Here is a 19972-nt window from a genome sequence, read left to right as displayed (position 1 = left end):
ATCTATAAAAAAACCTTCAGTTAAAACTGAAGGTTTTTTCTATCTTCTGCAAAACTCGTCTTAACGCCATTTCTTGTATTGATTAATTAAGTTGTTAGTTGAATTATCATGAGAACTCACAGGTTTATCATCGGCTAATTCAGGTAAAATCCGACCAGCTAACTGCTTACCGAGTTCAACACCCCATTGATCAAAACTAAAGATATTAAGAATAACACCTTGTGTGAAAATCTTGTGTTCATACATAGCAACTAATGCACCTAGTGCATAAGGTGTGATTTTCTTGACTAAAATAGAGTTGGTTGGCTTATTACCGGCAAAAACTTTAAATGGAATAATAGATTTAACTTCATCAAGGCTTTTACCTGCTGCAAGGAACTCTTGTTCTACCTGTTGCTCGGTTTTACCAAAAGCTAAAGCTTCTGTTTGAGCAAAGAAATTTGAAAGTAATTTCGGATGATGATCACCAACCGGATTATGACTAATTGCTGGTGCAATAAAATCACAAGGAATTAGTTTTGTACCTTGATGAATCAATTGATAGAAGGCATGTTGGCCATTAGTACCAGGCTCTCCCCAAATAATAGGTCCAGTAGTATAAGTCGTTTTATTACCATTACGATCAACACTTTTACCATTTGATTCCATATTACCTTGTTGGAAATAAGCAGCAAAACGGTGCATATATTGATCATAAGGTAAAATTGCTTCAGTTTCTGCGCCACAGAAGTTATTGTACCAAAGACCAATTAACGCAAGTAATGTTGGAATATTTTTCTCAACCGGCGCTGTTTGGAAGTGTTTATCCATTGCATGGCCACCAGCTAAAAACTGTTTAAAGTTTTCAAAGCCAATGGAAAGAACGATTGATAAACCAATTGCCGACCAAGACGAATAGCGACCACCAACCCAATCCCAAAATTCAAACATATTGGCAGTATCAATACCAAACTTTTCAACTTCTTTAGTATTAGTTGATAATGCAACAAAATGCAGTGCTACTGCTTTATCATCTTTAGCAGCATCAAGTAACCATTGACGGGCAGTTTGAGCATTAGTCATCGTTTCTTGAGTTGTAAAAGTCTTCGACGCAACTAAAAAGAGTGTTGTTTCTGGATTCAGATCTTTTAATGCTTCTACAATATGAGTACCATCAACATTAGATACAAAGTGCATCGTTAAATGGTTTTTATAAGGTCGAAGGGCTTCAGTAATCATGTGAGGGCCTAAATCTGAACCACCAATGCCGATATTAACAACATCGGTGATAGCCTTGCCGGTATAACCTTTCCATTCACCACTAATCACTTTTTTACTAAAGGACTCCATCTTAGCAAGCACTGCATTGACATCATCCATAACATTTTTGCCATCAACATAAATCGGAGTATTAGATACATTACGAAGTGCAACGTGTAATACAGCTCGATCTTCTGTGCGATTAATTTTTTCACCGCTATACATCGCTTTAATTGCACCATTTAAATCACACTCATCCACGAGCTGATAAAGAATATCTAATGTTTCTTGCGTTAAACGATTTTTTGAAAGATCAACCAAAAACTCATCCTCAAATGGAATACTCAGTTTTTCGACTCTCTTGGGCTCGTCTTTTAATATTTCGGCTATAGTTTTATTATGATGTTTTTGATAACTGGCTTGAAGGGATTTCCAAGAAGATGTAGAGGTTGGATCTATTGATTTTAACATAACTCATTCCTTAAATAATATAGCATTGCTACTCATAATATAACTATGCCTAACATGATGCAAGATAAGGATTTATCGATTTAAATACATAAAGCAGGAAAATAATAAAAGTTATTTTCTTTTCCTTAACAAATAACTTGAATATAATGTTAAAGATAAGACACTTAATACACTAAACCGTTCAAAATATGTTTTTCTAAACAATTAGTATCAATAAAATAAATATATTTCTTACATTATTATATTAGGATATTTCATGCCAAATATTCAGACACTTGTACCAGCATTAGACAAAATTGTCCGTATTTGTGATTATTTAGATAACCACAGAGGGGCTACTTTTAGTCAAATATTTCAGGATCTCAATTTACCTAAAAGCAGTACATCAACACTATTAAATGCATTAGTTATGCATGGTATTTTGCGACAAGATCAAAATAAGTATTATCTTGGGTTAAAATTACATGAATGGGGAGATAAATCCTTAGAACAGTTTGATATCACTAAAATAGCCGAACCGCTAATGATTAAACTGCGAGATAAAACCAACTTGACCTGCCATTTAGGTGTTCTTGACGGTCTTTATTCTGTTTACATTGCTAAAATTGAAAATGATCAGGCTATTGGTATTCGTACTTGGATTGGTAAAAAATTGCCTTTACATAGCTCTGGTATTGGTAAAGCATTAATAGCTTGGTTACCAGACGAAAAAATAGATCAACTCATTCCCGAAGATAAATTAATCAAATATACCGACACAACAATAACCAGCAAGAAACAGTTAAAAAAAGAGCTTGCTAAAATTAGGTCTCAAGGTTGGGCTTATGATAATCAGGAAGATGTTCAAGGTGTTCATTGTATCGCTGCACCAATCTTCAATAAAAATAACGAACCCATCGCCGCTATTAGTATTTCAGGAGTTCTTTTTCAACTACCTGTGGATAAAATTGATAAATATTCACAATTAGTACGTGATGCATGCCAAAAATTGACGGATAAGTTTTAAATAATATTGAATCACTATGATTCAATATTATTTAAACTCATTAGATAAATTAGCTGTTAAGCTATTTTCTTAAATAACTCAATCAGTTTTTGTTTATCAAAAAATACTGGATTGGCTCCGGCACAAGCATCTTTCATCGAATTTTCAGCCAATAATTCAAAATCTGGATTATCAACACCAATTTCTTTTAAAGATTTAGGGATACCTACCTCTTGTGCCAAATCTTTAATTCGTTTTATCACATAATCAACACACTCTTGATCCGTTTTATTTTTAGTATCTAATCCGATTGTTTCTGCGATAACTCTAAATTTTTCTGGCGCATGTTTAGCATTTTCTTCTTCAACTACCGATAATAACATTGCATTACATACCCCATGAGGTAAATCATAAAGACCACCTAGTTGATGAGCCATAGCATGAACATTACCTAGACCGGCATTACTAAAGGCAATCCCATTTAAAAAACAGGCATAACTCATCTGTTCTCTTGCTTCGATATCGTTACCATTTTTAACCGCTCGAGCTAAATATTTAAAGGTTTGACCAATCGCATATAATGCTGTTGAATCAGTAACATCCATCGCGCCTTTAGCCACTACAGCTTCAATAGCATGAGTTAATGCATCCATACCTGTTGCCGCAGTTAAATTGGCTGGTTTTGAAATCATTAAATCAGGATCACTAACTGTTATTGACGCCAATGTATTCGGATCAACCATAATCATTTTTACATGCCTACTTTCATCGGTAATAACATAGTTGATCGTCACCTCAGCAGAGGTACCGGCTGTTGTTGCTATTGCCACAATTGGTAAGCATTTATGTTTACTTTTATGCATCCCTTCATAATCAGTAATTTTACCGCCATTCGTCGCTAACACAGCAACTGCTTTACCACAGTCCTGAGGTGATCCACCACCAATTGAGACAACAAAATCACAGTTAGATTCTTGACATAATTTTAGTGCATTTTCCACATTAGCAACGGTTGGATTTGGTTTTACATCGTAAAAAATAACCGATTCAATGCCCTCTTTTGCTAAGATATCTACTACTCTATCTACAGTACCATTGCCCACTAAAAACTTATCACTAACAACAAATGCTTTCTGGCAATTCAGTTTTTTAATCGGTACACCTAACTCAGATAAGCATCCTTTACCTAATAAATTAACCGGTGGAATGTAATAAATCATATTTACCTCTTAATTAATAATATTCAAAAATTCCCACAAAAAGAACTACATTTCATTATACGGAAAAATTTAATTACCAAAAAAATTATTTTCGACAATGAGAGGATGATCACAAAATTAATTTTCTTTTGAATTAATACATTGCAATTCTAAATTTTTTTACCAATAATTTGTTCTCGTGTAAGAAATAATGTTCCGCATTATGAACAAGGAGAAAAAATGAATTTAGCAAAATTTAAAGGTATATTCCCTCCAGTCCCTACTATCGTTAATAAAAAAGGGGAACTAGATAAAAAAGGAATGGGCAAATTATTAGATCATCTAATCGATAACGAAGCTGATGGTGTTTTAATTCTAGGTAGTGGTGGTGAGTTCTGCCATATGCCGCCTAAGTTGCGATATGAAGTTGCTGAATTCGCAGTAAATTATATCAATAAACGTATTCCCGTTATGCTTGGCATATCAAGCCCAAGCACAGCTGAGACAATTCAATATGGCAAACATGCAGCCCAAATTGGTGCTGATGCAGTTTTAGTTGTTAATCCTTATTATGCTTTATTAAATAGTGATGCGATTTATAACCATTATAAAACTGTCGCTGAAAATATCGATATCCCTGTACTACTTTACAATTTTCCGGCATTAACCGGTCAAGATATAGGTATTGATGTTATTACAAGACTGGCAAAGGATTTGCCTAATATTATTGGTTTGAAAGATACTATTGATAATATCAGCCATACCCGTGAAGTCATCAACAGAGTTCACGCCTTCCGTCCAGATTTTATCATTTTCAGTGGCTTTGATGAATATATGTTAGACACCCTTATTCTTGGCGGCCACGGTGGTATTCCTGCAACCTTTAATTTTGCACCAAAAATTACTAAAGGAATTTATAAAGCTTTCGTTAAAAAAGATTATGAAAAAGCATTCAAATTACAACGTCAACTTGCAAAATTAATGCCAGTCTATGCAATTGAATCACCTTTCTTTGGCGTAATCAAACAAGCAATAAAACTTTCTGGTGTCGATATTTCGACGGAAGTTTTAGCTCCAGTAGAAAAGCTACCAAAACAGAAAAAAGACTTATTACTTCAAGTTTTAAAGTTAGCGCAAATACCTATTAAAAATAAATAATTGGAGGCATCCATATGAATAATATTGAAGATAAAACAATACCCAAAGGTCGTTGGAAACATATAATTCCGGCCACTATTCTTGTCTATATAGTGGCATATATGGACAGAACCAATATAGCTATTGGTATTGCCGGAGGAATGAATAAAGATTTGGGCATGACCGCATCCTTTGCTGGGCTCGTCGCAGGGATATTTTTTATTGGTTATATCTTTTTACAAATACCTGGCGGTCAAATTGCAGAACGCTATAGCGCAAAAAAATTTATTGCATGGACAATTGTTGTTTGGGGTGGCTTTGCTGCCATCACAGGGTTTGTTCGAGATCCTATTCAACTACTTATTATACGCTTTATCCTCGGCGTCGCTGAAGGTGGCGTTTATCCAGCTATTTTAGCACTCATTGGCCATTGGTTCCCTAACCATGAAAGAGCTAGAGCAATTGCATTTTTCCAAATGAATTTAGCTGCCGCATCTATTATTACAGGTCCTCTATCTGGCTGGTTAATTGAAGCTTGGGGATGGAGAGAAATGTTTATAATTGAAGGAATTATATCTTTAGCATTACTCTTCGTTTGGATGCCTCTCGTTTCTGACTATCCTCATCAAGCTAAATGGCTCGATCAAAGAGAATTAAATTGGTTAAATCAAAAGTTTGAAGAAGATAAAGCACTTATAAAATTAGATGATAAAGCGAGTGTAAAAACAGTATTAAGCAGTATCAACTTATGGAAACTTGTTGCTATCTATTTCTTCTTCCAAATTGGTTTCTATGGTTTTGCACTTTGGATGCCAATGTTAATTAAACAATTAACTGGAAGTGGTATGTCTATTGTCGGCCTTTTAACTGCAGCACCATACATTCTTTGCATTTTTGGACAATATTATATTGCTAAATTATGTGACCAAACCATGAATCGTAGATTATATACCGCAATTCCAATGATTGGTTTCGCTATCTGTTTAACTTTATCAATATTATTAGAAAACAACACATGGCTTGCATATGGAATGATGGTTCTATGTGGCTTTTTCCTACAAGCATATGCAGGGCCATTTTGGACTTTACCACCATTATTATTCCCATCAAATGTTTTAGGTGGCGTCCGAGGAACAATCAATGCTCTAGGCAATTTAGGAGGATTTATTGGACCGTACCTTGTTGGTTTATTAACCGTTACAGTAAGTAAAAATGCAGGATTATATACCTTGGTTGGCGCATTAATCATTGCAATCATTTTATTGTTTACTTTACCAGCAATAACAGCAAAACCAACAAAATAACAAAATTTAAAAATGCATTGGAGGATATTATGCAACAAAAATGTAAATTTGCCAGGGATCTATGGTCACAATTAGATGCATTACGAATGGGAATGAATTATACCGTTGAAGATACGGAAAAACCTCAAGTCCTGATTGATGACTGTTTTGGCGAAAGTCACCCAGGTAGTTATCATCTTGATAGTTTAGGTTATGAAGTTGTTCTTGGCGTGCATGAACGAGGCGGTCGTTCAGTACGTAGCCATGTTACAGATATTTGTGATGGCTGGGGACAAGGTCATGATGGCATGAATTATATATTAGCCTCAAGGGAAGCGATTGCTAATATGGTTGAAATCCATGGCTCTGTCATACCATATGATGCAGCCGTACTTATTTCTAGCTGTGATAAATCAGTACCTGCTCACTTAATTGCAGCAGCACGACTTGATATACCATTAGTTCATGTGCCAGGTGGTTCAATGCGCCCGGCACCTAATATGACAACATCTGATTTAGGTGGTGCCACAGCACAATATAAAAAAGGTGAAATTGATATAAGACAGATTCAAACCTTACAAAGGTGTGGTTGCCCTACCGCTGGAGCATGTCAATTCATGGGTACCGCAAGTACAATGCAATGTATGTCAGAAGCACTTGGCCTAGCATTACCTGGAAGTGCATTAGCACCATCGACAATGTCCGAAATTCGTAGGATGGCCAGATCTGCTGGACATCATGCCATGTATCTAGCCAAAGAAGGAATAACATCACGTAAAATACTCACACCAGCAGCATTTGAAAATGCCATTAAAGTACACGCTGCTATCAGTGGTAGTACAAATGCGCTTATTCACCTACCAGCAATTGCACATGCATCAGGATTTGAATTAACCGCAGATGTATTTGATCGCATCAATAATACCGTACCATACCTTACCAATGTACAGCCAAGTGGAAAATACGTAACAGAACTATTATGGTTTGCCGGCGGTATTCCAATGGTTCAATGGATGATTAAGGATTTACTCGATCTTGATGTAATGACAGTTACTGGGCAGTCTTTAGGTGATAATTTGGAAATGATGCAACAAACTGGTTTCTTTGACCGTAATTTAGGGTATTTGCATAATTACAAATTAGAACGAAATGATTTAATTCGAAATCCTAACAAAGAAAAAATGGGATCTATCGCTGTTTTAAAAGGTAATATAGCGCCAGATGGTGCAGTTATAAAATATACAGCTTGTAGTCCTGATATGCATAAACATACTGGACCAGCCAAAGTTTATAATTCTGAAGAAGCTGCTCAAGAGGCCATTATTAATAATAAAGTTAATCCTGGTGATGTTATTTTCATTCGTTATGAAGGACCAAAAGGTTCAGGTGCCCCAGAAATGTTAATGACTACTGATGCGATTGTCTTTGATAAACGACTTAATGGCAGTGTAGCATTAGTTACTGACGGCCGTTTTTCTGGCGCAACACATGGACCATGCATAGGACATGTATCACCAGAAGCTGCCGATGGAGGTCCAATCGCACTAGTTGAAGATAATGACATTGTCGAAATTGATGTGCATGCAAGAAAACTTAATATCATTGGCATAAATGGAGAGAGCAAAACAGCACAAGAAATTGCTGAAATATTTGCTAAACGGAAAGAAAAATGGACACCGCCAGATTACTCCAAACGAAAAGGTGTATTTAAACAATATACAGAAAGAGCTAAATCGTTAATGGCCGGTGCATATATGGAATAATAAATTAAATCTAAAGTGCCATCTAACAACATTAGTGGCACTTTAAATCATTTATTAAAAATAAATATAATCTATCAGTTCATTCTTAATGATCATTCAATAATGCTCCAAATAACAATCCTAAATAACTTGTCTATAGAGTAATGTAGAGAGTATTATGCTATTAAGTAATATTAATAACTATATACCACCTACCTCAGAATTAAAAATTCAAAATAAAAAGCGAGAAAATTAAGTGATATTAGCGAATAATATTGATGATAATATTTTAAGGGATCTTATCATATATTGGGCAAACCGAGCAAAAGAGTACAGCCAAACCAATCAAGATGAGCTAGCAACTGAAAAAAGAATTATCTGGCAAAAGTTAATTCTGCATCATGCTCCACAAAAAGAAAAGCTACGTGTATTAGATATAGGAACTGGGCCCGGTTTTTTAGCTATCACATTAGCTTTAGCCGGACATGAAGTAACTGCTGTAGATGCTACTGAAGAAATGATAAATCAAGCAAAAAACAATGCAATACAATACCAAGTAAAGGTTAATTTTGTTTTATCAGATGTTCATCGCTTACCATTCGAAGATAATAGTTTTGATTTAATTATATTGCGTAATGTAACGTGGAATTTGAGTAATCCAACTTTAGCATATCAAGAATGGTTTAGAGTGTTAAATACTAAAGGTAAATTACTTAATTTTGATGCCAACTGGTACCTATTTCTTTTTAATAAAGATCTTTATTCACAATATCTGCAGGATAGACAAAATACCATGAATTATGGCATTGAAGATCATTATCGACAAACCAATACGCAAGAAATGGAACGAATAGCTAAATTACTACCATTGAGTAAGGAAATTAGACCTGAATGGGATAAGAACATTTTACAATTAATTGGTTATAAAAATATTCATATTGAAAACGATATATCAAAAGTTGTTTGGGATGAAATTGAACAAATTAACTATCATTCAACGCCAATGTTCTTAATAGCAGCAGAAAAACAATAAAAACATATTTCTCATAGAAATATAATTACTTTGGTTCGAGTTACTGAAATTGATTTGTAAAAATAATTGAGGAGTCTATACCATGTTGTTAAGTTTTAAATATGAGTTAACCACTCATAAAAACATACAGAAATGAGTAAAGATGTAATAACCATAACGTTTAAACCAATGTTATTGCCAATAGAAATATCGTCCTAATCTTTATCAATCAATATTCCTATTAATTGATTATTTTTTCCCGATAATGATTATCTTTGCTCTGATTGATAAGGTTTATTTGTAAAAATAATTGAGGAGTCTATACCGCCTTACTAATATATGCATGTTATCTTATTGATATCGTTTCTAATTAAAAACCACGCTATTTCATTATTTCGATTTAAATCACAACACTCAAATTTAAAACATCTTATGAATTAAACTATTTTAAATTCCTTTATATTGGAACACCCAAAAAAATTCCAATATAAAGGAATAACCAATTGTAAATTATAAATTTTTTATGATCAAGTTCACAATAATGCGATTAAATAGTTGTACCAATATTTGATAAAAGTACAATTTACCTTATCCAATATACAGGATGAAAGTACAATATATAGGAATGTATGTCTAAAGTACCCGCTTTACAAAGAACAATTAAAATACTTAACTTTATCTCATCTAAAGGTAGATGCAGTGCTGCAGAAATAATCAATAACCTACAAATTCCTAAAAGTTCTGCTTATCTTTTACTAGAAGAACTAAAGTCATATCAATTTATTAAACAAGATCAGAATGGTGATTATTTTTTATGGATAAAACTAGTTGAGTTAGGTGAGCTTGCTTCAAATTGTTTTGATATTAGAGAAATAGCAAAAAAACACCTTGCCAGATTAACCAATAATACTGGGCTTTTAACTCATTTAGGAATTTTAGATAATAAAACCGCTTATTATATTTTGAAATGTGAATCACACAGCACGATCAGTGTTCGTTCTTATGTAGGAAAACAAGTATCGCTTTATCGTTCTGGCGTCGGCAAATGCTTATTAGCCTTCCAACCTAGCGAAAAAATATCCGAAATCGTTAACCAATTTTCTTTTGAACAAAAAACCGCAAATACAATTATGTCCATCAGTTCATTACATACAGAATTGGCCAAGATTCGTCAACAAGGTTGTAGTTTTGATAATGAAGAAGATTATATAAATATAAGATGCATAGCGGCACCTATATTTAATGCACAAAATAATATTGCTGCGGCAATATCGGCTGTAGGAACAACATTTCAAATAACCGACCATGTATTACCGGAAATTACGATTAAAATCAAGGAATGTGCAAAAGATATCTCAAAAGAATTGGGTTGTCTTATGTACGAATAATTTTTGTAACTTTTAAAGGAGAAATTAAATGAAGCTACCAAAAATAAAAGAAGTAAGAGCTTATTTTATGGGAGGAGCAACCGCCGAGAAAGGTAGTGGCGGGGCAGACTATCACGATCAGGGCGGCCACCACTGGATCGACGACCATATCGCCACGCCAATGAGCAAGTATAAAGACTATGAACAATCACGTCAATCTTTTGGTATTAACGTTCTTGGAACACTTATTGTCGAAGTTGAAGCTGATAATGGACAAATTGGATTTGCCGTATCAACTGGCGGAGAAATGGGATGTTTTATTGTTGAAAAACATCTAAATAGATTTATTGAAGGAAAATGTGTTTCTGATATCAAACTAATTCACGACCAAATGATGAATGCAACCATGTATTATTCTGGTTCAGGTGGTTTAGTGATGAACACTATATCATGTGTTGATTTAGCCCTTTGGGATCTATTTGGTAAAGTAACTGATCTACCTGTATATAAATTATTAGGTGGTGCAGTCCGTGATGAAATTCAATTTTATGCAACTGGTGCTCGCCCTGATTTAGCAAAAGAGATGGGCTTTATTGGTGGCAAGATGCCTACACATTGGGGACCACATGATGGAGATCAAGGCATCAAAAAAGATGCGGAAATGGTTGCCGACATGCGCGAAAAGTGTGGACCTGATTTTTGGCTAATGCTTGATTGCTGGATGAGTCAAGACGTAAATTATGCCACAAAACTTGCTTATGCTTGTGCGCCTTATAACTTAAAATGGATTGAAGAATGTTTACCTCCGCAACAATATGAAGGATACCGAGAGTTAAAACGCAATGCACCGCCAGGAATGATGGTCACATCTGGTGAACATCATGGAACAATTCAATCATTTAGAACATTATCTGAAACTGGAATTGATATCATGCAACCAGATGTTGGTTGGTGTGGAGGCTTAACCACATTACTTGAAATTGCTGCAATTGCGAAATCAAAAGGACAACTGGTCGTACCTCATGGTTCATCCGTTTATTCTCACCATGCAGTAATTACATTCACAAATACCCCATTTAGTGAGTTTTTAATGACGAGTCCTGATTGTTCAACACTCCGTCCGCAATTTGATCCAATATTGATTGATGAACCCGTTCCTGTAAATGGAAGAATTCATAAATCAGTACTTGATAAACCAGGATTTGGTGTTGAATTAAATCGTGAATGTAAATTAATTCGTCCTTATTCTCATTAATTATATGAGGAAGAATAAGTTTATTTATTGATTTATTGCAGTTTTAAAAGGAACTTAAAACTGCGATTTTAGATTCAATAAAATTATTTTCTTCATATGAACATCATTTATATCTCTGTAATTTTTATGGAGAGGGGGATTTTTATGTCTAATATTCTCGAAAAAGCGGTAAGCAAAACCCGTTTAAGACTTGTTCCATTCATGTTAATACTATACGTATTAGCATTTTTAGACCGTGCAAATATTGGCTTTGCCAAATCAGCATATCAATTAGATACAGGGCTCAGCAATGAAGCATTTGCACTTGGAGCCGGTATTTTCTTCGTAGCTTATGCTTTTTTAGGCGCACCAGCCAATTTATTAATGCGTAAATTTGGTGCTCGTTACTGGATTGGCGGTACAACTTTAGTATGGGGATTATTATCCGCCGCAATGGCTTATGCTGACTCTGAATGGAAATTTTTAACCGTTCGTGTACTGCTTGGTATGGCGGAAGCTGGTTTCTTCCCGGGGATGATCTATTTAACTTCGCAATGGTTCCCACAAAAGCATCGCGCAGGAATAATGGGGTTATTTTATATGGGAGCACCTTTAGCGCTAACATTTGGCTCACCGCTATCTGGTGCTTTATTAGAAATGCATGGCTTTTTAGATCACCCAGGTTGGTACTGGATGTTTATTATTGAAGGTATTCTTGCTGTTATAGCTGGTATTGTTACTTTTATTTATCTTGATGACAACATCAGTAATGCTAGATTTTTAAATGAAATTGAAAAACAAGCATTACAAGAAAAATTATCATCAGAAGAGAGTGTAAAAACAACATCTAAAATAATCGATGCTATCAGTAATGTCACTGTTTGGCATCTAGCCATTATTTACATGATAATTCAAATTAGTGTTTACGGGCTAATTTTCTTTTTACCAACACAAGTAGCTCAATTAATGGGAACAACGGTTGGTTTTAAAGCCTCACTCGTAGCCGCAATTCCTTGGATTGCAGCATTATTCGGTACTTATTTTATTCCTCGATATTCAGACAAAGTTGGAGAAAGAAGAAATATCGCTGCTATAACATTATTGGTAGCAGGTTTAGGTATTGGAATATCTGCACTTGCAAGTCCTAGTATTGCAATTATTGCCCTTTGTTTTGCGGCGATTGGTTTTATTGCGGTACAACCGGTTTTCTGGACTATACCAACTAACCTTTTATCTGGAGCAGCCCTAGCAGCAGGCATAGGATTTATTAATATGTTTGGTGCATTTGGCGGTTTTTTAGCACCAATTATTCGTGTAAAAGCAGAAACGCTTTTTAATAACAATATAGCAGGCTTACTAACTTTAGCACTGATAACAATAATCGGCACTATAACTATATTCATGCTAAAACAAACTAACAAAAATAGTTAACAAACAGAGCTTATTGATTTTATCAATAAGCTCCTAATACATTAGGGATAACATAATGAAAAAACTATTGGAAAATAAATTTAAACAAGAAATTACCAAAGGAAATTTACAAATTGGCCTTTGGTTATCTTCAGCGACATCTTATATGGCTGAAATTGCTGCAACCTCAGAATATGATTGGTTACTACTTGATGGTGAACATGCACCAAATACAGCACAAACATTACTCACCCAGCTACAAGCAATCGCTCCATATGCCAGTCATCCTGTCGTGCGCCCTTTAGAAGGTAGTCAAGCTAACATAAAACAGATTTTAGATATTGGTTCTCAGACATTATTAATACCAATGGTTGAAACAGGCGAACAAGCAAAGGCTGTAGTTTCAGCGACACGTTATCCACCCGAAGGAACCCGTGGCGTAGGTGCTAGTGTAGCAAGAGCTGCCCGCTGGGGGAAAATTGAAAAGTATATGCAACAAGTCAACGATTCGCTGTGTCTATTAGTACAAGTTGAAAGTAAAAAAGCACTCGAAAATCTTGATGAAATTGTTATGACCGAAGGAGTAGATGGCGTATTTATTGGCCCTGCAGATTTATCCGCATCCTTAGGTTATCCAGATAATGCTGGGCATCCGGAAGTACAAAAAATAATTGAAAAAACAATTAAAAGAATTAGGCAATTAGGTAAAGCTGCTGGGTTTTTAGCTGTTGATATCGAAATGGCGCAAAAATGTATCTCATGGGGAGCAAATTTCGTTGCTGTAGGTGTGGATACAATGCTGTATATGCAGGCTATTGATGAAAGATTAAAACACTTTAAACAGTTAAAAAGCCCCAATAAATCATCTTCAGTTTCATATTAATAAAGAAAGAGGTTAAAAATGAGTCATAGAATGATTTTGAATCAAACCGCATATTTTGGGGTGAATTCGATTCATAATATTATCGATGAAGTAAAAAAACGCGGCTATCAAAAAGCTTTAGTTGTTACTGATAAAGAACTGATTAAATTTAAAGTTGCAACTAAGGTTACTGAGTTACTTGATTCGGCAGAATTAGATTATCAAATATTTGATGAAGTTATGCCTAATCCAACAATTAGTATAGTAAAACAAGGAATAGAGATATTTAAGCAATCAAATGCAGATTATTTAATAGCGATTGGTGGTGGTTCACCGCAAGATACCGCTAAAGCGATTGGAATTGTGATAAATAATCCTGAATTTTCTGATATTCGTAGTTTAGAAGGTTTAGCGGAAACCAAAAAACCGTCTATCCCAATCATTGCCATTCCAACAACATCGGGAACAGCAGCAGAAGTAACGATCAATTATGTTATTACCGATGAAGAAAATAAGAGAAAATTTGTCTGTGTAGATCCTCACGATATACCTGTTTTGACTTTAGTTGATCCTAATATGATGATTAGTATGCCAGCCAGTTTAAAAGCAGCAACGGGGATTGATGCACTGACTCATGCAATAGAAGGCTATATCACAAAAGGTGCATGGGAGATGAGTGATATGTTTCATTTGAAAGCAATTGAAATTATTGCTCGTTCACTACGCGATTCGGTGAATGGTGATCTCAATGGCGTTGAACAAATGGCTTTAGGTCAATATATTGCTGGAATGGGATTCTCAAATGTTGGTCTCGGCTTAGTTCATGGTATGGCACATCCATTAGGTGCTTTTTATAATGTTCCTCATGGTGTTGCGAATGCAATATTGCTTCCTCATATCATGCAATATAATGCACCGTACACAGGTGAAAAATATCGTCATATAGCCAAAGCAATGGGGATAAAAAATACTGAAGATATGACAATTGAAGATGCTCGAAATGCAGCCGTGAATGCCGTTTTCCAATTAAATAATGATGTCAAAATTCCAACAAACTTACATATGGTTGGCGTGAAGAAGGAAGACATAACAGCATTAGCCGAAGCAGCGTATGCTGATGTATGTACACAAGGAAATCCAAGAGAAACAAATATATCAGATATTGAAAAACTATATCACTCAGTTTTTTAATTTTAGTAACTTAACATAATTAACAATATTTAATAATTATCAAATAGATGGAGTTATTCATTTAATAAGTCCATCTATCATTAAAGTTAATCATCAATTGTCAAATTACGAGTCGTTAAATCAAATGGCGTTAATTGATAAACGTAATAGTTAAGCCAATTACTAAATAGTAAATAAGCATGACTTCGCCATGTTGCTTTCGGAGTTAAATTAGGATTATTTTCTGGGAAATAATTAAAAGGAATTTCAGGGTTTATACCAGCTTTCAAATCACGATAATACTCATTAGCCAAAGTAAATGAATCATATTCTGGATGCCCAGTAACAAACGCCATTCGTTTATCGGCGGTTGCCATTAAGTATGGGCCAGTTATATCTGACTCAGCTAAAATATTTAAATCGGTATAGTTTTTAATTTTATCAATTGGAAAATCAGCATTACGAGAATGTGGTGCTAAAAATGTATCATCAAAACCACGGGTTAAAATAGCATTTGGTTGCAAGATTTGGTGTTGATAAACACCGGATAACTTTTGTGAACGGGTGAATTTAGGTAAATCATATAAGACATTTAATGCCGCTTGCACCGCCCAACAAACAAACATGGTTGAGGTTACATGATCTTTCGCCCAAGTAATAATTTCAGCTAACTTAGGCCAATACACAACATCTGAAAAAGCGACTTTACCTAATGGCGCTCCAGTAATAATAAGTCCATCAAAATTCTGTTCACGAATATCATCAAAATCACAATAAAAGCTATTCAAATGTTCTATTGGCGTATTTTTAGATTCACGCTGATCTATTCTTAATAACTGAATATTCACCTGTAAAGATGAGTTAGAAAGTAACCGCAAAAATTGATTTTCAGTTTCTATTTTTTTCGGCATCAAATTTAAGAAAAGAAGCTTAAGTGGACGAATTTCTTGAGTATTAGCACGCGTTGAAGTCATCACAAATACATTTTCATTTCGAAGAACATCAACTGCCGGTAATGAATCAGGAATACATATAGGCATAACAAAAGCTCCTAACAATAATAAATTATCTTCTATAACACTGAAAAAACGGACGTCTAGAAATCTATATAGCTAAATATAGAGCGTTTTAAAAAATTTGTCGAGTATTTATTGGAAAATAAATAGAATATTTTAAACAAAATCAGAATAATAACTGCGTTATTTGGTTAATACTGCTGCAAAATAAAACTAAAAAGCTCGAGTATCTGTCCGCCAAGTATCGGCTGTTAGTGCTTCACCAAAATAACTATTGATAAGCTTTTGAGTAATGTCACTTAATGGCGAAGCTAAAACTTCGGCTGTATTACCATATTCGACCACTTCACCATTATGCATAACGATAATTTGGTCACTAATATGTTTGATCATTCCGATATCTTGTGTGACATAAACATAAGATATCTGTTGCTCTTCTTGTAATGACAACATTAAATTAACAAGTTGTGAACGCATTGAAATATCTAATGCAGCTAAAGCTTCATCAAGAATTATCACTTTAGGCTTTAAAATGAGTGCTCTAGCCAAAGCGACTCGTTGTTTTTGCCCTGCAGCCATCACTGACGGATAATAAGAAGCATGTTCCGGTAATAAACCAACTTGTTTTAAAACAGCATTGATTAATTTTTCCCGTTCATGACTGCTATAATTGGCATTGCGTTTAAGTGGAATTTCAAGCAATTGGCCAATACGAAGCCGTGGATCAAATGAACTTTCAACATGTTGAAATATCATTCGAATCAGTTGCGAACGATGGCCAAAATCGCCATATTCTACTTTGTTACCATCAACCCAAATATCGCCACTATCTGGTTTAATCATACCAACCAGCATTTTAGCTAATGTCGATTTTCCGGAACCATTTTGTCCAATAATGGCTAACGTTTTCCCTTCATTTAGCGAAAACGACAAGGGTTTGACCGCATCAATTTGTAAATGACCAAAGAGTCCTTTAGGGATTTTAAATCGCTTTGATAAATTTCGGACTTTTAATATTGGGTTCATTAACTATTCCTATATCTCAAACTACTCATCAGTATTTAATGGAAAATGACAGGCTACCGAATGATCTTTGATTGGGATAAGTTCTGGTGCTTGTATACATTTTTTTTGTGCATAAGGACAACGAGGCCCCAACCGACAACCAATGGGTAAATGTTCCAATGATGGAATAACGCCAGGTAAGGTATTTAAAGGGCTTTTATGAGGCATCGCTTTACCAAAATCAGGGATAGCATAAATCAATGCCTGAGTATAAGGGTGATAAGGTGATTTAATCAAATCTTCACTATCAGCAACCTCAACAGTTTGTCCGCAATATAGGACATTGATACGATCAGTCCAGCGAGTAACCATTTGCAAATCATGGCTAATCAGTAAAATAGTCGTACCCATATTTTGATTCATACTCGCAAGCAAACGAAATATTTGCGCTTCGGTTGTCGCTTCCATGGCATTGGTTGGTTCATCGGCAATAAGTAATTTAGGTTGATTAGCTAATGCTATCGCAATCATCACTTTCTGACATTCGCCTTCCGTTAATTCAAATGGATACGATTTAAGTATTTCTTTATGATCTTTAATCCCAACACGATGTAGTAACTCAATCGCGCGATTCTTACGCCAAAACAGTCGTTGCCACCAATGTCCTTTAAATGTTCTTCGCGGAATCGCCTCAATTAATTGTTGACCAATTTTCATAGACGGATCTAAACAAGATTGTGGCTCTTGGAATACCATGGATATATTATCACTAATCACTTTTCGCCGTTGTTTCGGTGTCAACTTCAATAAATCAACATCATTAAAATAGAAACGATCAGCAGAAATCTTCCAATTATGATTAGTGACACCCAGTATCGCCTTAGCAATTAGACTTTTACCTGAACCTGATTCACCAACTAGCCCACGAATTTCACCTTCTGATAGTTTTAAATTGACGCGATCAATCGCCCGTAATAGGCCATCAGGAGTAATAAACTCAATAGTTAAATTACGAATGTCTAATAGTGCCATGATTAATGCCCTACTCGCTGACCATATAACCCAAAATTGAATAAATAAACCAAAATAATCGTAATAGAGACAGCAATTGCTGGAGCTAAAAAGGCCAATAAATTAACATCCATTATGTCTTTCATCTTAAACATCATCATGCCTAAATCAGGCCGAGAAAAATCATTCGCAAAGCCTAAAAACGTAATGGTTGTGATAGCTAAAATAACCGAACCAAATAATGACACTATCTCGGTCAAATAAACCGGTAAGATATTAGGTACAATATAATGATTTAAAATAGTAAATGAAGATAAACCATCAAGTCGATAGGCGGTAATGTAAGTTTTATTCCACTCTTTAATAACCCGTTGATGGACATTATAAATAAACCGTGGCGCATAAGATAAACCTATGACCACTAAGGTATTGGTTATATCGTTTTCTAATAGCAAACTAATTACAATCACACCCAATAATGGTGGCACAACCATAAAGAATTTAAAGATAAATAAGATAAACGGCCGAATAAATGCGACAAAAAACATCAAATAATTAATCACACCACCAATGATAATGACATAAAAAACCACTTTTAATGTCATTGAGATAGTTGAACGATAGCCAATCAATAAATAATCGAAAATATCTTGCCCTTGAGCTGTTGTTCCTAATACATGATTGATATCACCAGTTGGCCACCAGGCGGGAGGCAAAGAAGCGACATATACTGGATTTAAATGAGCATGAAAAAACCATTTAGTTGATAATGCAATAAAAGCTATGCCCAAAATCCCATAAAAACTGATAATTAAGTACAAATTGCTATGCAATTTATGCAAACATAACTTCATATGCTTAGCTAACAAGCTCATCCTAGACATAGTGTTCCTTATGACGTAATGGATAAATAGCAATAGCTGATATCTCACCCAATAAAGTTAATAAACTAATCACTGTTCCACAAGCAAGGATTGCTATCGAAATAATAAAATAATTATGATTACGATAAGCCAACATAACCCATTGGCCAAGACCAACACGGTTAAACAAGATTTCAATCACCATCGTTGAAAATAGTAGAGTCGTTGTATTATATGTCAATTGTGGGATTGTCGCCGGAATTGAATTTGGTAATAAATGTCGACGTAAAATTTTAAATGGTGAGCGCTCGCGGATAATTGCCATTTTAATATAGTTTTGCCTTGAGGTATTTTTAACATTTTCACTGACTAATTGAATAGTCACAATGCTTGGCTGAATCGCTAAAATAATTGTTGGCAAAAGTAAATAATGCAGTTGATCCAAAATTGCCGGTAATTTGTCTGCTCGCGATGAAAGGATAATATCTAATAAAGAACTCCCCGTTACTGATATTGATATATCGAAGTTCATTGACATTGGCAAGGTTGATGAAAGATAGAACATCACTAAAGTTGCTAACATAACAATCGGACAAGAATAAAAGATTAAACAACCAAATCGAATTGTGGTATTGAGCCAATTTATATTACTTAAACCAAGAAAAATCCCTAACGGAATACCAATAAATAACGCAACAAGTAACGCTAAAATACAAAGCTCAAATGTCGTTAATAACGTATCGAAAAAAGGAACGGTTTCACCAGATATTAACCTAAATTGACCTTGCAATAGTTGCTTAAAAAAAGCGCTATATGCATCAAAAAAAGTTAAATCACTAAAAATAGATTGGGGAACAAAATAAACCAGACAAAAGCTGATCTGGGCAAGTACGCAGATAATAAATAAAAACGTCACTATTTTTTTTAAAATATAGATAATCATTGTTTATCTTTATCGCTATTATG

17 protein-coding genes are annotated in these 19972 nt (G+C 34.7%); 10 read left to right on the top strand and 7 right to left on the bottom strand.

Features of this window, described 5'->3' with window-relative positions:
• Nucleotides 1-60: 60 nt before the first annotated feature.
• On the bottom strand, nt 61-1710 hold the full coding sequence (gene pgi / locus B6D18_RS01125) for a glucose-6-phosphate isomerase (protein WP_086362761.1): 1650 nt from the start codon (nt 1708-1710) through the stop codon (nt 61-63).
• A 256-nt stretch (nt 1711-1966) separates the two neighbouring features.
• Here pgi and B6D18_RS01120 point away from each other — a divergent pair, with 256 nt between their 5' ends.
• Nucleotides 1967-2716 carry an IclR family transcriptional regulator gene (locus tag B6D18_RS01120; protein WP_086362760.1) on the top strand — a complete coding sequence of 250 codons (750 nt, stop codon included), beginning with the start codon at nt 1967-1969 and terminating at the stop codon, nt 2714-2716.
• 56 nt (nt 2717-2772) lie between these two features.
• On the opposite strand, the gene B6D18_RS01115 is transcribed toward B6D18_RS01120, so the two are convergent.
• On the bottom strand, nt 2773-3915 hold the full coding sequence (locus B6D18_RS01115; RefSeq protein WP_086362759.1) for an iron-containing alcohol dehydrogenase: 1143 nt from the start codon (nt 3913-3915) through the stop codon (nt 2773-2775).
• Nucleotides 3916-4134: 219 nt separating this feature from the next.
• On the opposite strand from B6D18_RS01115, the gene B6D18_RS01110 reads away from it, so the two are divergent.
• From B6D18_RS01110 to fucO, 9 genes are all read left to right on the top strand, one after another.
• A complete protein-coding gene (locus B6D18_RS01110; RefSeq protein WP_086362758.1) occupies nt 4135-5052 on the top strand; it encodes a dihydrodipicolinate synthase family protein in 918 nt (305 codons plus the stop codon).
• A gap of 14 nt (nt 5053-5066) precedes the next feature.
• Nucleotides 5067-6335 (top strand): MFS transporter, encoded by a 1269-nt coding sequence (locus tag B6D18_RS01105; RefSeq protein WP_086362757.1) that lies wholly within the window; start codon nt 5067-5069, stop codon nt 6333-6335.
• Between the two features lie 29 nt (nt 6336-6364).
• Nucleotides 6365-8077, top strand: coding sequence for a dihydroxy-acid dehydratase (ilvD, locus tag B6D18_RS01100; RefSeq protein WP_086362756.1), 1713 nt, complete (start codon nt 6365-6367; stop codon nt 8075-8077).
• 235 nt (nt 8078-8312) lie between these two features.
• On the top strand, nt 8313-9089 hold the full coding sequence (locus tag B6D18_RS01095) for a class I SAM-dependent methyltransferase (RefSeq protein WP_216818793.1): 777 nt from the start codon (nt 8313-8315) through the stop codon (nt 9087-9089).
• A gap of 608 nt (nt 9090-9697) precedes the next feature.
• On the top strand, nt 9698-10456 hold the full coding sequence (locus B6D18_RS01090; protein WP_086362755.1) for an IclR family transcriptional regulator: 759 nt from the start codon (nt 9698-9700) through the stop codon (nt 10454-10456).
• Between the two features lie 28 nt (nt 10457-10484).
• Nucleotides 10485-11690 carry an L-rhamnonate dehydratase gene (gene rhmD / locus B6D18_RS01085; protein WP_086362754.1) on the top strand — a complete coding sequence of 402 codons (1206 nt, stop codon included), beginning with the start codon at nt 10485-10487 and terminating at the stop codon, nt 11688-11690.
• A gap of 144 nt (nt 11691-11834) precedes the next feature.
• Nucleotides 11835-13100, top strand: a complete 1266-nt coding sequence (locus tag B6D18_RS01080; RefSeq protein ID WP_086362753.1) for an MFS transporter — start codon at nt 11835-11837, stop codon at nt 13098-13100.
• 55 nt (nt 13101-13155) lie between these two features.
• Nucleotides 13156-13962 carry a 2-keto-3-deoxy-L-rhamnonate aldolase gene (gene yfaU / locus B6D18_RS01075; RefSeq protein WP_086362752.1) on the top strand — a complete coding sequence of 269 codons (807 nt, stop codon included), beginning with the start codon at nt 13156-13158 and terminating at the stop codon, nt 13960-13962.
• An 18-nt stretch (nt 13963-13980) separates the two neighbouring features.
• Nucleotides 13981-15132: a lactaldehyde reductase gene (gene fucO, locus B6D18_RS01070; protein WP_086362751.1), complete on the top strand. Its 1152-nt coding sequence runs from the start codon at nt 13981-13983 to the stop codon at nt 15130-15132.
• Between the two features lie 86 nt (nt 15133-15218).
• On the opposite strand, the gene metA is transcribed toward fucO, so the two are convergent.
• The 5 genes from metA to B6D18_RS01045 form a co-directional block, all read right to left on the bottom strand.
• Nucleotides 15219-16151, bottom strand: coding sequence for a homoserine O-succinyltransferase (gene metA / locus B6D18_RS01065; RefSeq protein ID WP_086362750.1), 933 nt, complete (start codon nt 16149-16151; stop codon nt 15219-15221).
• Nucleotides 16152-16340: 189 nt separating this feature from the next.
• A complete protein-coding gene (locus B6D18_RS01060) occupies nt 16341-17153 on the bottom strand; it encodes an ATP-binding cassette domain-containing protein (protein WP_086362749.1) in 813 nt (270 codons plus the stop codon).
• 21 nt (nt 17154-17174) lie between these two features.
• Nucleotides 17175-18164 (bottom strand): putrescine export ABC transporter ATP-binding protein SapD, encoded by a 990-nt coding sequence (gene sapD / locus B6D18_RS01055; protein WP_086362748.1) that lies wholly within the window; start codon nt 18162-18164, stop codon nt 17175-17177.
• Between the two features lie 2 nt (nt 18165-18166).
• Nucleotides 18167-19027: an ABC transporter permease subunit gene (locus B6D18_RS01050; protein ID WP_086362747.1), complete on the bottom strand. Its 861-nt coding sequence runs from the start codon at nt 19025-19027 to the stop codon at nt 18167-18169.
• On the bottom strand, nt 19020-19949 hold the full coding sequence (locus B6D18_RS01045) for an ABC transporter permease subunit (protein ID WP_086362746.1): 930 nt from the start codon (nt 19947-19949) through the stop codon (nt 19020-19022). The genes B6D18_RS01050 and B6D18_RS01045 overlap by 8 nt, the downstream gene beginning before the upstream one ends.
• Between the last annotated feature and the right edge of the window lie 23 nt (nt 19950-19972).

The organism is Gilliamella sp. A7, assembly GCF_002142015.1.
In the GTDB taxonomy this organism is placed as follows: domain Bacteria; phylum Pseudomonadota; class Gammaproteobacteria; order Enterobacterales; family Orbaceae; genus Gilliamella; species Gilliamella apis_A.
The sequence above is the reverse complement of the archived record's forward strand: the minus strand, read 5'-3'. Positions and strand labels throughout refer to the sequence as shown.

What these genes read in the sequence shown, in the direction of transcription:
- B6D18_RS01105 (WP_086362757.1), top strand. Translation starts at nt 5,067, where the DNA reads ATGAATAATATTGAAGATAAAACAATACCCAAAGGTCGTTGGAAACAT.
- metA (WP_086362750.1), bottom strand. Translation starts at nt 16,151, where the DNA reads ATGCCTATATGTATTCCTGATTCATTACCGGCAGTTGATGTTCTTCGA.
- B6D18_RS01120 (WP_086362760.1), top strand. Translation starts at nt 1,967, where the DNA reads ATGCCAAATATTCAGACACTTGTACCAGCATTAGACAAAATTGTCCGT.
- pgi (WP_086362761.1), bottom strand. Translation starts at nt 1,710, where the DNA reads ATGTTAAAATCAATAGATCCAACCTCTACATCTTCTTGGAAATCCCTT.
- sapD (WP_086362748.1), bottom strand. Translation starts at nt 18,164, where the DNA reads ATGGCACTATTAGACATTCGTAATTTAACTATTGAGTTTATTACTCCT.
- B6D18_RS01060 (WP_086362749.1), bottom strand. Translation starts at nt 17,153, where the DNA reads ATGAACCCAATATTAAAAGTCCGAAATTTATCAAAGCGATTTAAAATC.
- B6D18_RS01110 (WP_086362758.1), top strand. Translation starts at nt 4,135, where the DNA reads ATGAATTTAGCAAAATTTAAAGGTATATTCCCTCCAGTCCCTACTATC.
- B6D18_RS01050 (WP_086362747.1), bottom strand. Translation starts at nt 19,027, where the DNA reads ATGTCTAGGATGAGCTTGTTAGCTAAGCATATGAAGTTATGTTTGCAT.
- B6D18_RS01090 (WP_086362755.1), top strand. Translation starts at nt 9,698, where the DNA reads ATGTCTAAAGTACCCGCTTTACAAAGAACAATTAAAATACTTAACTTT.
- B6D18_RS01080 (WP_086362753.1), top strand. Translation starts at nt 11,835, where the DNA reads ATGTCTAATATTCTCGAAAAAGCGGTAAGCAAAACCCGTTTAAGACTT.
- fucO (WP_086362751.1), top strand. Translation starts at nt 13,981, where the DNA reads ATGAGTCATAGAATGATTTTGAATCAAACCGCATATTTTGGGGTGAAT.
- yfaU (WP_086362752.1), top strand. Translation starts at nt 13,156, where the DNA reads ATGAAAAAACTATTGGAAAATAAATTTAAACAAGAAATTACCAAAGGA.
- B6D18_RS01115 (WP_086362759.1), bottom strand. Translation starts at nt 3,915, where the DNA reads ATGATTTATTACATTCCACCGGTTAATTTATTAGGTAAAGGATGCTTA.
- rhmD (WP_086362754.1), top strand. Translation starts at nt 10,485, where the DNA reads ATGAAGCTACCAAAAATAAAAGAAGTAAGAGCTTATTTTATGGGAGGA.
- B6D18_RS01045 (WP_086362746.1), bottom strand. Translation starts at nt 19,949, where the DNA reads ATGATTATCTATATTTTAAAAAAAATAGTGACGTTTTTATTTATTATC.
- ilvD (WP_086362756.1), top strand. Translation starts at nt 6,365, where the DNA reads ATGCAACAAAAATGTAAATTTGCCAGGGATCTATGGTCACAATTAGAT.